Raw genomic sequence first — 14,350 nt, 5'->3', positions numbered from 1 at the left:
TTACCAGTCTTTCGACTACCCATTTTCCCAATGCCACAACCAATTTTATATATTCTTGAATTGTACGATTGTGTTTTCCCTATTCTATTGAAATGAGTCTATATAATTCATTAAACATACTCCTTATTTTAACGTGTTCGGACAAGAAAAAAACAAGGAGGATTGGATTATTTTTGATTTAATGATAATAATTATATTTTAAATCCCTAAATATTATAAAGATTGGTAACTTTTCAAAAAAACAGTTGATTACCATGTAAATAAGTGGTGCTTTAATAACGAAAGAGGATTGGCGATTTTTGATAAAATATGCATGGATTGGTCCTAAAATGCAATAAATTGGGGGGGTCAATAATATTCATCATACAAAACTTGAATATTAAGTCACCGTGTTAATACTATATGCCTCTTTAAACTAAAGCGATTATCCCAAAAAGAACTTTAGGAGGACAAGGAATCGTGATACATGCATTAGCCAATGTACCGCTAAGTGCCGAAGCGAAAGCAGTGGTAGCTCAAACGTATTGTACGGGCATTGCACCAGAGGTCTCCACCGTCATAAACCTGAAGGAGGGGATAGCCTTCAATCGGGAATTCTTGCGAGAGCTTGTGATTGCCGGGTGGAGTGAGCAGCTTGGCCAATATATTGAGATAATTGAGGCTCGGGGTGCAACGGACTACGAAGCCCTCCGTCTAGTACAGTTAGCAGTTAGGTCCGGCGCTGCTCTATTCGCAGTTTGCAACGTGAGGACAGGTAGTAACCAACGCTTCTATCTGTCAATCCACCATGCTCTTGCAGATGAGCAGACCCTCAATGTTGTTAGCAGTTTAGTTCAGTTGGCGCATGTAGGAATGCTAGACTTAGCGCTGCACGACATTAATCAAGGGCGGCAAGCCTACTACAGTTATGTGGAACGTCAGCTCGCGATAGCAAAGGAAGATGTTGCGTCAAAGGAGTTACGCAGAAAACCGATGAAGCCCGTGAGACTGTCGGAATCTGGGCGGCTTGCGTGGAGCGCGCAAGCAAAACGGGTATCCCTGAGCAGAGTCGTACGGATTGAGAATGCTGATAAACTACCTATCACCGAAGTCCTAGCGTTGCTATGCGGCACAAACGTGGTGTCGGAGGGCGATACGGTATGCTTGTCCCGGTGTTGGCGTTTACCTCACGAGTCAGGGGCTATCGGTATGATGACCGGCCTCATTGCAATGCCTATCGAGCAGATCCAAAATGCCCCGACTCAGTTTCGGACAAGCCTGGAGGCCCGTGCACGGCACAACTCAGACGCCCGTGAGGCACTAGAGTGCTGCCGAGCGTCCGAACTGTTTATCAATGGTGCAGCCCCGCGGGGAATCCCTGCGTCGCAAGTGATAAGCGCGACATTCCCTGTGGGTATGGATATTAGGAGAATAAGTGCCTCGGAGTTCCGACTCGAGTTCGAGGGCCAATTTTGCAGCAAGATTGCTGCTAACGACTTACTCAATGAGCTTGCTGATATCCTCTCGGATAAGAAGGAAAAGAATAAATAACATTTTGGTTCAATGATTATTTATTACAAATTTTATTACAAAGGAGAATGAGATGACAGACAGAGTTGAATTAGATGAGAAAACTTTTGCGGGGGAAGTAGAGCGAATCACTGCGACGTTCAGTGAAGTTCTTGGTATCGAATACGTAAGCCCAGGTGATAACTTTTTCAAGCTTGGTGGCGATTCTTTCGATGCTGTCCGCGTGATGTCGCGTCTGGGTGGCAATTTGCAGATTGTTGCCATCTTTGAGCACCCAACCGCAGAGGAACTAGCTAGGTACATCCTACATAATTCTATTAGGCGTGATGTGCGACTCGTCCCGCTACACGACGAGTCTACAGCCGATGGGTCGATTGCAGTGGTTGCCGTCCCGTTCGGTGGTGGCGATCCGACCGCATACCGAGATATATTTCGCGGAAATCAGGACGTGCGTGTCTTCGGGGTAGACTTCGGTGATTTAGAAGTAAAAGAAACGTCGGACTTTTCTGAATTGATTAACAAACTCATAACCGAGATTGAAAAAATCGATGCAGACCAACTCATTATTTATGGGCATTGCGCTGGAGCAGCAACAGCGGCCTGTATCGCCTCGGCTATAGCACCCACAGTCAGTTCCCTCACCTTAGTGGTCGCGGCATCGCAGCCAATAGATAACCCAGACGCTGCATTGCGTGAAGCCGAGACGACCTCAGATTATGAATGGGGCCAATATCTACGGTCTTTGGGGGCGTTCACCGGGCTAACCGACGAGGAGGTCGATGGGATGTTAGCCAGAGGCAGGAGGGACCACCTGATAGCAACCGAGGCATATCGAACGCTGACACACCTTCAAGCACGTGGAATGCCAGCACTGGTGTTGTTAGGTGACGAAGACCCGGCTACACCTCAGCCCAATGACGTAGTGAATAAATGGCGAAGTTTTATCGATGTCACTAAGTCAGCAATTTTATCTGGTGGGGGACACTATTTCATACGTACCCATGCGCAAGAGGTCGCTGATATCGTTCTGTCGTTCGCAGCGGATAACAGGAATGGAGGGAAATGAGATGACGATTAAAAATAAACTGCTTGGGAGCCAAGCTCACCTGCTACAGCGAGGCTTGACAGACCTAGGGATACAAGACCCCGAACTGGAGAGCATCTTGGATGCCGAAGTAAGGCGTCAGCATCGAACACTGTCACTGGTCGCCTCCTGCTGTGCAGTCACGCCCCGAGCCTTGGCAGCGTCAGCTTCTGCCTTGGTCAACGTTACGGCAGAGGGAACTCCTGGTAGACGGTACCACGCAGGATGTGAGAACGTTGATTTGGTCGAGTCTCTGGCAATCCAAAGAGCTCGTGAACTGTTCGGTGCCCAGTACGCAGGCGTCCAGCCACATTCAGCGTCGAGTGCGAACTACCAAGTGCTTTCGGCACTACTTCAGCCCGGGGATACTCTGCTCGGAATGAATCTCGATCACGGTGGGCACCTCACTCACGGCAGCCCAGTCACATTTTCAGGCACGTATTACCGGGCGATTGGATACGGCACGACTCCTGAAGGCGTCATTGATTATGACGAGGTGCGTAGACTGGCCCACGATCATCGCCCGCGCATGATCATCTGTGGTGCGACTGCCTATTCGCGGGTCGTGGATTTCGAGAGGTTCCGTGAGATTGCCGATGAGATAGGGGCGATCTTGCTCGCTGACATTTCGCATATCGCCGGACTTGTTGCGACTAAACGACACCCAAGCCCGATTAACGCTGCACACGTAACTACAACGTGTACGCATAAGCAACTCGCAGGACCACGTGGTGGTCTGATTATGTCCGGACGTGATGCTAAAGAAAAGGTTCCTGGCAGGGAGACAACCTTCAGCCGTGCTTTGCAACAGTCAGTATTTCCCTGGATGCAGGGAGCGCCAGCCGTCAACATAATAGCTGCGAAGGCTGCTGCGTTCGGCTATGCAATGTCACAGGAGTTTGACGCATACATAGAGCGAATTCGGACCACAGCTAATGCCATAGCAAGTGCGTTTCAGGAAAAAGGCTATGATGTTATAGGAGGACGTACTGAGAACCACACAATTCTGATTCGTTTGCATGGTGCCATTACTGGTGCCATCGCTGAGTCGGCGCTAGAACAGTGCTCGATTATAGTGAATAAAAATCGTGTTCCAAGAGAGACCCGGTCGTCATTCGTCACTAGTGGATTGCGCATTGGTACCGGTTCCCTGGCGCAACGTCGCGTCGACGAACAGGGGTGCCGTCAAATTGTTGATTTAGTTTGCCGGATCTTAGACAAAGTGACACCGCTTGGCGATAAGGAGTACGAATTGGATCCAACTTTGAGGGAGCAGTTTCGTTCAGAGATTGAAGCGTTGTGCTCAATTTATCCGCTTATAGATTATACGGAGTGATGCGTTCAGGAGTAAGGAAATTTGAACGTAAGCTGCTAATTAAACGAACTGAATATAAACAAGTTTTTATGCATGCTCATCGTTCTGATCCCAAATCGTGGTGCTCGACCGATTTTGAAGGAAGTAGGTGCGAACTAGCCCGTTTTGGGCTGATAGGGCGGTATGTTAAGCGCCCTTTTCCCAATCGGGACTGTCTAGGTTGCAGTCCTACAGATTGATTCCACTCAAAACGAGGATTGCGTTAAAGTCAGTGAAAACTATTGTTAGGAGGTTAATGCATGGAAGTATCAAAAATAACTGCCAGGTTCTGTCTCAACACCAAGGTGAGAAAATGGTGAGCGGCAAAACGTACTGGGATGAGCTGCCTAACGAGCTCCTAGCCGAATGGATTGTGTCAGAACATTTTGAGCGTTTCGAAGACTCAACTCTGGCTGAAATCGCGGAGGCATATATCGGAGTTTATTCAACTCGGCCTACTAGCTGGCTAGCCGTCCTAGCCCGCAATCGAAGTATTGATCGAACCGAAGTTCTCTCCATGGAAACTGATCCAGCTTTGGTGCGAATACCAGGAATGCGACGTTCAAAATTCTTACTTCCCCAGTCTCTGGCGGCTACGGTTTTTGGTGTTACCCGTCTATCTCTTGCCGACCACGAGTGGCGGTTACGCGATGTCAAGCTCACATTGGCCGACTATCGGCGAATACTACCAAGCCTTACCGAGCTCACTACAGGCTCTCCTGTCCGGCTAAAAGATATTGGGGATGCCTTGGGATTGAGTGGCCCCCAGACCCGCGCGTGCACCACTGTAGCGACATATGATGGAGCATTAATTCGGATTCCCTCGTCGAATCCTTGGTCCAATCGGTGGTTGTATACCGCCGCGCCTAACGGTCTGCTTCAAAGCGATGATACACCAATTGACCGTGAACGCCTACAGTTGGACATCGCTCGCCGTTATATTCAAAATTATGGGCCGGTATCAGTCGATGACCTTGCTTGGTGGATGGCCATTTCAAAGAAGACAGCGCGCTTGCTCTTGGAAAGGGCCGGAGCATACGAGATTGGATCAGGAATTTGGCTGAGTGCCAATCAAAAGGATAAGTTTGAAGAGTTCGTATTGCACGCAGGTCAGCACTCAGCTACAGGCGTACGGTTTTTGCCTGCTTGGGATCCGCTTTTGATGGGGTACGCGCCCGGCTCGAGACAGCGCGACTGCCTAGGGCTTAACCAGATTGGTGGGTACGACGCTGCAGGAAATGGGCGTCCTGTCGTGTTAATCGGTAGCCGGGCGGTGACTACCTGGCGCATCATGAGAAGTGGCTCCAAGCGCTTAATCTCGCTCGATCTCTCATCTTTTGTAGGTAAGGAACGAAAAGATCTTCAAGAATCGGTCTTGACCTGGGCAAACCAAATCGGAGCCATTTATGACCACGAAACGAATGGGGAAGAGCCTACAACTGGGGAGTAATCATTCGGATGTTGGAAAATTTTAAACGAAACACGCTGCAATTTATATTAGGGAGTGATCATTCGGATGTCGGAAAATTCCAAACTGAACACACAGCAATTGGAAAGTGGATTGATGAAGGAGATTCCAAGTATTAATCGGTCGATATGGGACGCATTCGAACGCTATGCATCCGGCCAGTCAACAATGGCTGAGCGATTGGAAGAGGAGATTTTTTTACCTGATGGGCTTACTGCATCGATTGACGATCTTATTGTGGTCGCCTCGATACTGGGCTCGCTGGTCAGTCCCGAAGGTCGGGTAACCGTTGGGATACACGCCAATGGATCAGCAACTTGCCTTGAGGTCGATGCGACCAAACTGCTCGATGCTGATGACGCTCGCACTTACATCTTTGATCTGCGCCAGACCGCAGAACTACCAAGACATAATGTGTCAGTTCCTATGGACATTGAGGTGACTGATGGGCAGAGCTACCCAATTGCGGAGTCACTGGTATGGTTATTAGTTCAAGATGGTCGGTGTGTTCTGTCAGTGCGGGAAGACCGAATTGAGAAGGCCATGTTTATGCATCTATGCAAAATCACGGCCTTTGCGTGTGCCAGGGCCTTGGATCCAAAGGCAATTCCCGCGCTTGATGCCTTACCTACCCACACTACACATGAACAGCGTCAGCGTAAGTCGCTGGTCGAACGCATCTTCATACACAAGCAGACGAAGCCAATGGACCTAGCGATCGTGGATAACACGAGTGGCCAAACCTTGACCTATGCCGAACTTTGGGATGCATCTGAGGCAATAGTTCAGCAGGTGAGCGAACAAGTAACCACAAATCAGTCACATTTCAGACTCGCGCTCTTCATGGAACGAGGTTGGAGATACTTAGTCTCTATCATCGCTGTCCAACGTATGGGCGGTACCTGCGTGCTGATTGACTCCACGCATCCCGATGATCGGATACGAGCTTTACTAGACGAATCCAAACCTGACGCCGTAATTACTGCAGGCACCTTGACAGACAGGGCACGTTGTCTAGGTGCATACCCCGTGCTGGACTTAGACAATAGGCTAATTCTGAATCCGCTAGTCAAGTGGGGAGGTGGCGAGTGGGTCGAAACTAAAAATGAAGTGTGCTTCATCGCTGGAACCTCCGGAACTACCGGGCGACCCAAGGCAGCCTGTCTATCCTACCGTGGGATGGCCTCTACAATTGACGCTATCATCGACGCTGCCAAGCTAGGGGGAAACACTCGAGGTTCATGGCTGTCGTCCCCAGGATACGGGATGATCGAAGTAGATCCGCTACCGGTGCTATGTTCAGGCGGAACGGTCTGCATCCCCTCATCTGATGTCTTGCAAGATGTACGAATGCTGACAAACTGGTTCATCAAGAACAATGTTACGCACACATTGGTTATGACATCAATCGCTGAAACGCTTTGGGCTGATGGATGGCAAACTGGTTTGGACACTATGTTAATTGCTGGTGAGCGGTGCAAGCAGTGGCCGCCTGCTGATCTGAATTACCGAGTTTTCAACGTCTATGGCTCTGCGGAAGCGGCTGTTGTCTCAGTAGAGGATTTATCTGGTCCTCGTCGCACATTGTTGCCCACAGTAGGACGGGCGGTGCCTGGTGCAAACATGTACGTGGTTGATAGTGCCGGCCAGGAGTTACCAGCTTGCTGCGTCGGGGAACTAATCATCACTGGTGAAACGCTTTCGACGGGTTACATAGATTGCAATGAGACTAAAAGATCTTTCCGTCCGAACACATTCGACGAAACTTCACCGCTGCAATACATTTCCGGTGACCGAGCACGGATAGGTTTGGATGGAACCGTCGAGATTTTTGGCAGATCTGACGCACTTGTGAAAATTCGTGGGCATCGGGTTGACTTAGCTGAAGTAGAGATTACTGCGCTTAAAGTTCTAGGTGTGACAAAAGCCGCTGCCGTTTGCTTCACCGATGATGCTGGGGAAATACTGGTACTTTTCCTTGAGCAGTCTTCCAATGCTAAGAATGTTAAGGGTGCGGTACGTAAGTATCTTAGGGAACAATTGCCTCCCGCTGCTCAACCGAGCCAAATCAATACGATAGTGTTGCCGCTAGGACGCAACGGTAAGGTAGACTATACCGCGTTACGCGACTATCAGTTCGAGCGAGATACAACGCACACAGTCTTTTTCCCGACTACGAAAACCGAGATAGCTTTGCACGACTGCTGGTTGAAGTGGACTCGATGTGATGAGGCAACTCTTGAGTCTAATTTCTTTCACTCTGGTGGAGACTCTTTGCGGGCTATGCGCATGATGGGTGAATTATCTTGCAAGTATGGTATCCACATTGAGATGAGTCCTTTTCTTGAGAACCCGGTATTATCAAACCTTATATGCTTGGCTAATGCTTCTCTCAATGTCGATTTGCCAGCATTTGAGCACCTGCCAACTGATCAACAATTAGAGCCCTTCGAGCTAAATGAAAGCCAACAGGCTTTATGGATTGGTCGCGGCTCTGACTTCAACTACGGCGGTGTCGGGTGTCAAGGATACTTTGAGTGGGAAGTGGAGAATTTAGATCATGATCGGTTTGTGCGCGCGGTCGGCTTGTTGGTAGACCGCCATCCAATGCTTAGGATGACAATTGATGATGCTGGTCGCCAAAGAATCAATACAGTCGATGGAAGGCAGGCCGTTGAGTATATAGATCTAAGAGAGCTTTCACCGGTCGAGATTAGCAACGAGATTAACCAGTTGCGTCGACGTATGGCAAACGACGAAATCGGGACAACGCAGTGGCCCCTATTCCGATTTGTCGTGAGCCGGATTAGCACGCATTTAAGCAGGATTCATTTGTGCATTGACATGCTGATCGCCGATGCATGGTCGATCTTCCAAGTAATCATTCCTGATTTGATTGACTTTTATATTAATGAAAAGTCACAACTGCCGCAGCTCCAGACCACATTCCACGATTATGTCGCGTATCGGAACAAGCTAAGGCAGAGTGCACAATACCTTGCGCACCGCGAGTATTGGTTAGAAAAAATCAAGGAGTTGCCAGCTGCTCCAAAGTTGCCGCAGCTCGAACCAGGGGAGACTACAGCGCCTGTAAGGTTCGAAAGACATGAAGGCAAGCTTGAACAAGAGTCTTGGGCTCGGCTCAAAGCTCAAGCCCAAGAGAGAAGGATATCGCCCTCTGGGGTTGTGGCTTTAGTTTTGTGTGAAGTGTTACGTTGCTGGAGCGAAGAAGATTGGTTTACATTGAATTTTCCGGTCTCAGACCGGATGCCGGTCAGTGATGACATTGATTTAGTGGTCGGGGATTTTACGAATACATTGCTTGTCCCTTACGAAACTGAGGTCGAAGATACGTTTGAAGCTCGTGGCCGACGGTTACAGGATGCGATTTGGGAGGCACTTGACCATCGACTTTTTACTGGGGTAGAGGTATTGCGTGAGTTGGCTCGAATCCGCCGCTCTGGTCGTGAACCACTGATGCCAGTAGTATTGACAAGCCTTCTCGGACATCCAGGTCGACACGATGTTTCCCTGTTGGGTCGGGAGGTATTCGGGGTTTCACAAACTCCACAGGTGACGCTTGATGTCCAGGTTCGAGAGTCAGAGGGCACACTGTATTTCAAATGGGACTACCTAACTGGAGTCATTCGACCTGACGTGATTGAGGCGATGTTTGGTGCGTTCAGTAATCTGCTGCAACAGCTTACGGATGATTCCGAAGTTTGGAAACGTACTTGGCTAGATCTTCGACCAGCGTCGCAGATAGCTGTACGAAACGAGGTCAATGCAACGGAGGAACCTGTTCCCGAAGTTCACTTACGTGATTTGCTACTAGAGCGCCTCAGAGATAGTGCGAACGAACCAGCCGTCATTGATATCCATGGTGAATACACCTGGGATGAGATTGGTCGTGCAGCTACGCACGTTAAAATGATGATCCAGCGGGTTTGTAACTCAAGTGATCGGTTTGTGGGGATCATGCTACCTAAGGGGGTCGCACAATATGAGGCGGTTTATGGTTGTCTGTTGGCTGGGATTGGCTACGTTCCTATAGATATCGATCTACCTCAAGAGCGGGTGCGTACTATACTCGCACAGGCAGGAGTACGCATTGTGATTGCATCACCTGATACTATGGTGCCTGTTGGTGTCCACAAGATCGAACATGTGACTGCTGGCCCCGGTAGTTGGATGCAACAAAATACTGACTTTGTTATTGAACCTGTCTCAGAAGACTATTCACCGTATGTAATTTTCACATCAGGCTCAACTGGCGAACCGAAGGGCGTTGAGATTCCGGAAGCCGCTGTGGTAAACCATATTTTCGATGTTGTTGAACGCTTCGGTCTGGATAAGTCTATCCGACATCTCGCCACAGCTGCACTACACTTTGATATGTCTGTCTTCGATGTTTTCGGCCCCTTAGTGCATGGAGGTTCCGTTGTGGTACCCGAACCTGCAGCTGGCCCTACTCCAGAAGCTTGGCTGAGACTACATCGCCAATGTAGGGTGACATTTTGGGCATGTGTCCCCGCTGTTATGGATCTAGTATGCTCCGTGGCTGAAACAGCGCTTACGGTACACCCGATTGAGTCTGTAACCAATATCGTGATGGCTGGTGACTGGATCCCACTGTCCCTACTACCGCGAGCTAGGTCTGTTTTCCCGTCTGCTCGGATGTACTCATGTGGGGGCCCAACTGAGACTACAAACTGGTCAGTAATCCATGAAATCAACGAAGACGAAGGTAGTATCTGTCGTTCGGTCATTTATGGCTCACCGATGCGGAATTCCAAATATCACATTGTTAGCGAGAACTGGATTGACCGCCCTGACTGGGTGCCTGGCGAAATGCTGGTAGAAAGTGATATATCATTGGCACGTGGGTACCTTGGAAAGCCTGAACTCACGCAGTGCGTATTCGTTTATCACCCTCGGACCGGACGCCAGATGTACCGCACAGGAGACTTGGGCCGTTACCTTCCCAATGGTGAGATAGAGATCCTCGGACGTGTCGACAACCAGATCAAGATAAAAGGAATCAGGATCGAGCTTGGTGAAATCGAGAGAGCGGCCGAAGCCTGTGACGGGGTATCGAGAGCGTGCGCCGTTGCATTGCCTGGCCAAGATGGAAGGCCAAAGCAGATCGGGCTAGCTTATATCGGAGAATCCAATCTCGATGATGCAATAATCAAGGAGCTCACACATCGCTTACCTAACTACATGGTGCCAAAGACTATTAAAAAAGTACCGAATCTACCCCTATCAAAAAACGGAAAGGTGGATGTAAGAGCATTGCGTGAAAGATTATTAAAGACCGACACAAAAGAGTTAAATACTGGGGATCGAAGAACCATTCTACGAGAGGTCATACGCGTGATATCGGTCCAACTCGCCCAACCAGTAATACTACCAGAGGACAATTTTATTCAATTAGGTGGAGACTCGCTGACCGCTATGAATCTCAAAATCGAATTGGAGTCCAAATTATCGATAACAGTTTCACTTGAGAGCATCATGCTGACTGAGACGATTGGTGAGTTTGCCAATGAGCTTGCGGAAAGGATGAAGCTATGAACAAAAAACAATTGTATCTAGAATGGCCGGAATATGTAGAGGCATATCTGAATGGACAAACTAAACTACAAGGGTTACACGAGAAGGTTGAGTTGCGCGGGCAAGAAATATTAGAGTACGTTGAGGTGCAATCACCATTCTACCGTGAACATCTGCGTACCCAAGTGGGTTTCACAAGTGAGTTCAAGGTTCTGGATGGAATACCTTTCACTACCAAGAGTGACCTTCGTTCTGCTGGTACGGAGGTCTGTTGTGTCCCGATGGATGAAATCGCTGCGTATTATGAGACGACTGGGACTACGGGGAAATCAACGCCGTGCCCACGAGCTTCAATTGACGTCGAGACTAGCGGGGCATACGTTCAGAATGCTGTTAAGGAAGTATACCAATCAACATTCGGTACGATGCATGCTCTCACTGCAATCATGGGGCCATCAGAGTTATATGCCTTCGGGGATACGTATGGTGAAGTATGTCGGAATCTAGGTATTCCATTCGTGCGGTTATGGCCGGAGAGCCCTCGAGTCGGTCTTGAAAAAGCTGCTGATCTCATTACGGGTCTTGGTGTAAAGTCATTAATATGCTCACCTGCTGTTGCCCTTGCCCTTGCTCGGTTCTATAAGAGCCTTGGAATCGATCCCTGCAAGACTCCGGTGAGTCAGATCCTTGTGTTAGGAGAGTTATGCACTCCTGAGATGCTTTCAAACATATCTCGGATTTGGGGTGCAAATTGTACTCATGGTCTGTATGGGTCGCAAGAGACACATGCAGTAGCTACAGGTTGTTCAGAAGGAAATCTACATCTTTCTGAAACGAACTATATTGTTGAGACTATACCGATAAATGGGCTTGATGGTGATGTAGGTGAGTTGTGCCTTACCATGCTCGTCCCTGGTGCTAAGCCGTTAATCCGATTTCGTACAGGGGATTTAGCAAGCCTATACCCGTCAAGTGTTTGTGGGTGTGGAAATCCGTCCCGCTGTATACGGATATTTGGTCGGGTCGACGACGTTATGACAATCGGTGGCTGCCAGATGTTTCCTGCTTCAATCGAATCGGCTGTTTTAAGGGCAGCCGATAGGGTTTGGGGATATCAGGTCGATATCAGGATTTCGAACAATGGCACTGACGAATTAGAAGTAGCGATGGTTGCTGAGGTCGGGAATCAGTCTTTTGATCAGATTCAAAAGGAGATAGCGGATCATTTTGGTGTCCCGGTAAGGTTGGTGTTGCAAGATTGTTTGGATCCGCGGACGGAGACTGGAGCTTATATTTCCTGGAAACACGCCCGAATCCGAGATTGGAGGCCTACACTATGAATACGCAAGAACAGAAAGATTCATGGGTCGTCGAGCAAAGTGTGGTTCCTGAAGCCGCGCCGGTAGCACAAGTGCGGCGGCGTGTATTAAGTTTATACCCTCGATCGGCCTTATTTGAGACGGGGACTGGTTTTCAAGCTGTCGATGGTAAACAAACAATGTTCATGGTTGATTTGCTGTTTGAGCTCATACTAGTAGATGGCACTTGGCAAGTATTCGGCAGTGGTCCTTTTGAGATGAAAACCAGCGAATGTAGCGAGGTAGTTAATGATCACACTAAGCCCTTATGGGAGCGCATGAGAAAGGTGACACAGATCCTTGCGTTGCCGGAGGGTTTCCCGCTCGTGTTGGTTCTGGGGTATAGTGCAGCTCGTTTTGTTGAACATCTACCGCGGATAGCTATTGAAAAGGGAGAACCGGAGGTGGTATTGCGCGTCTACAGACACGTCGTGCGCTACAACGGTGCTGAAGGAGGTGCCCAAGTCGATGTATTGAAGTGTAGACACGATGAGGTCACAGATACCGAAATTTTAATCGCAACTCTTACCGATCCCGAAATAGATCTGGCTCCACGTGGTCCATGGGATTTAGGAGTTATTCAGGGTTTAACGGAGCGGAGCACCTTCTGCGATGCGGTGAACCGTGCCAAAGAACATATTCGTGCTGGTGACATCTATCAGGTTCAGTTGTGTCGGTGCGCAATATCGAGTGCGAGGATTCCCCCATTAGACCTCTATGAAAGACTCGCATCAATTAATCCGGCTCCGTATATGTATTACTTGGACCTTGGCGACCGGCATGTGGTGTCCTCCAGCCCAGAGCTCATGATCCGTAGTGGTGATGGTGGTGCTCAAGTTCGCCCCATCGCGGGAACAATGGCGCAGGAAGATCAGCGGGGCAGTCGCTTGGACCACATTCCCAAAGAGGCGGCCGAGCATCTGATGCTTGTGGATCTGGCGCGCAATGATTTAGCACGTTGCGCTATCCCAGGAGGTGTGGATGTAACCTCGTTTATGCAGATGGATGCATACGGTCCACTTTTTCACTTGGTCTCGACTGTTGAGACTCCGGTCCGTGCAGATTCCGACATATGGGACTTGATTGAAGCAAATTTTCCGGCGGGCACAATGACAGGTGCACCCAAAGTCCGTGCGATGGAGATTATCGCCGAGCTCGAAGATACTGCACGAGGGTTGTTCACTGGTTGCGCTGGGTATATCAATGGAGAGAACAGTGGTGTGCTTGCCCTGACCATCAGAACAATCGTCGGTGACTCTGGTCGCTACGTATTGCGAGCTGCTGCGGGTATTGTGGCTGACTCGAAGGCATCGGCTGAATGGGACGAGGCGGGAGCGAAAATACGGTCGTTTGCCAGAGCGATAGGAGGGAGCGTATGAGAGTTTTATTGGTAGATGCCTTTGATAGCTTTGTATTCGTCATTGCACAGTATTACGCAAAGGTTGGCGCACACACGAAGGTGGTACGTGTGAATGATGACCCAATAAGTCAGTACCAGCGGTGGAAGCCTCAACTTCTAGTCCTGGGGCCAGGTCCAGGAACACCGCAGGAACATGGATACCCAGAAATAATTCGTGCAGCAGGTGAACATCAAGCTATATTCGGCGTCTGTTTGGGCCACCAAGCTATTGGGGAGTTTTTTGGCTGTAAGCTCAAAAATGCACCTACTATCGAGCACGGCAAGAAAGCTCAGGTGCAACACGACGGACAAGGTATCTTTTGCCATGTCCCATCGCCCGTCACTGTAGTCCGGTACCATTCACTGGCTATCACCGATCCCGGTACGGAAAACGAACTGGTTACATCCGCATTTTCTCAAGAAGATGGCGTGGTAATGGGGGTGCGTCATCGTACGAGACCAATCGAAGGTGTGCAGTTTCACCCCGAGAGTATCGGAACGGAGCACGGGATCACAATGATACGGAACTCGCTGGCGTTGGCTAACTACCCTAGCTTAATGTCGAGCTGATTACTTCGGCCAGATTATACCGACAATAATTCTTTTCTAGTTCTTTCTTGTT

At 49.2% G+C, this 14,350-nt stretch carries 8 protein-coding genes; all 8 read left to right on the top strand.

Going from position 1 to position 14,350, the window contains the following annotated elements:
• Nucleotides 1–459: 459 nt before the first annotated feature.
• The 8 genes from BAMF_RS33050 to BAMF_RS33015 all read left to right on the top strand — a co-directional run bounded on the left by BAMF_RS33050 (nt 460) and on the right by BAMF_RS33015 (nt 14,298).
• Entirely contained in the window at nt 460–1,530 is a 1,071-nt protein-coding gene (locus BAMF_RS33050; protein WP_013352964.1) for a hypothetical protein, read from the top strand.
• A 52-nt stretch (nt 1,531–1,582) separates the two neighbouring features.
• Complete coding sequence (locus BAMF_RS33045) at nt 1,583–2,575, top strand: alpha/beta fold hydrolase (RefSeq protein WP_013352963.1); 993 nt, start codon at nt 1,583–1,585, stop codon at nt 2,573–2,575.
• A complete protein-coding gene (locus BAMF_RS33040) occupies nt 2,457–3,929 on the top strand; it encodes a serine hydroxymethyltransferase (protein WP_309328539.1) in 1,473 nt (490 codons plus the stop codon). The genes BAMF_RS33045 and BAMF_RS33040 overlap by 119 nt, the downstream gene beginning before the upstream one ends.
• A 274-nt stretch (nt 3,930–4,203) precedes the next feature.
• Entirely contained in the window at nt 4,204–5,397 is a 1,194-nt protein-coding gene (locus tag BAMF_RS33035) for a DNA glycosylase AlkZ-like family protein (RefSeq protein ID WP_198315876.1), read from the top strand.
• A gap of 66 nt (nt 5,398–5,463) precedes the next feature.
• Entirely contained in the window at nt 5,464–10,992 is a 5,529-nt protein-coding gene (locus tag BAMF_RS33030) for a non-ribosomal peptide synthetase (protein ID WP_013352960.1), read from the top strand.
• Nucleotides 10,989–12,311 (top strand): phenylacetate--CoA ligase family protein, encoded by a 1,323-nt coding sequence (locus BAMF_RS33025; RefSeq protein ID WP_013352959.1) that lies wholly within the window; start codon nt 10,989–10,991, stop codon nt 12,309–12,311. The genes BAMF_RS33030 and BAMF_RS33025 overlap by 4 nt, the downstream gene beginning before the upstream one ends.
• Nucleotides 12,308–13,708: an anthranilate synthase component I family protein gene (locus tag BAMF_RS33020; protein WP_013352958.1), complete on the top strand. Its 1,401-nt coding sequence runs from the start codon at nt 12,308–12,310 to the stop codon at nt 13,706–13,708. The genes BAMF_RS33025 and BAMF_RS33020 overlap by 4 nt, the downstream gene beginning before the upstream one ends.
• The gene (locus BAMF_RS33015; RefSeq protein WP_013352957.1) at nt 13,705–14,298 is read left to right on the top strand and encodes an anthranilate synthase component II; all 594 of its coding nucleotides are present in this window, start codon (nt 13,705–13,707) and stop codon (nt 14,296–14,298) included. Before BAMF_RS33020 ends, BAMF_RS33015 begins: the two co-directional genes overlap by 4 nt.
• Nucleotides 14,299–14,350: the final 52 nt, after the last annotated feature.

The organism is Bacillus amyloliquefaciens DSM 7 = ATCC 23350 (genome assembly GCF_000196735.1).
GTDB classification, from domain to species: domain Bacteria; phylum Bacillota; class Bacilli; order Bacillales; family Bacillaceae; genus Bacillus; species Bacillus amyloliquefaciens.
The sequence above is the reverse complement of the archived record's forward strand: the minus strand, read 5'-3'. Positions and strand labels throughout refer to the sequence as shown.

Bases quoted from the DNA above. Each gene is read 5' to 3' on its own strand.
- BAMF_RS33045 (WP_013352963.1), top strand. From the start codon at position 1,583: ATGACAGACAGAGTTGAATTAGATGAGAAAACTTTTGCGGGGGAAGTA.
- BAMF_RS33040 (WP_309328539.1), top strand. From the start codon at position 2,457: ATGTCACTAAGTCAGCAATTTTATCTGGTGGGGGACACTATTTCATAC.
- BAMF_RS33035 (WP_198315876.1), top strand. From the start codon at position 4,204: ATGCATGGAAGTATCAAAAATAACTGCCAGGTTCTGTCTCAACACCAA.
- BAMF_RS33030 (WP_013352960.1), top strand. From the start codon at position 5,464: ATGTCGGAAAATTCCAAACTGAACACACAGCAATTGGAAAGTGGATTG.
- BAMF_RS33025 (WP_013352959.1), top strand. From the start codon at position 10,989: ATGAACAAAAAACAATTGTATCTAGAATGGCCGGAATATGTAGAGGCA.
- BAMF_RS33020 (WP_013352958.1), top strand. From the start codon at position 12,308: ATGAATACGCAAGAACAGAAAGATTCATGGGTCGTCGAGCAAAGTGTG.
- BAMF_RS33015 (WP_013352957.1), top strand. From the start codon at position 13,705: ATGAGAGTTTTATTGGTAGATGCCTTTGATAGCTTTGTATTCGTCATT.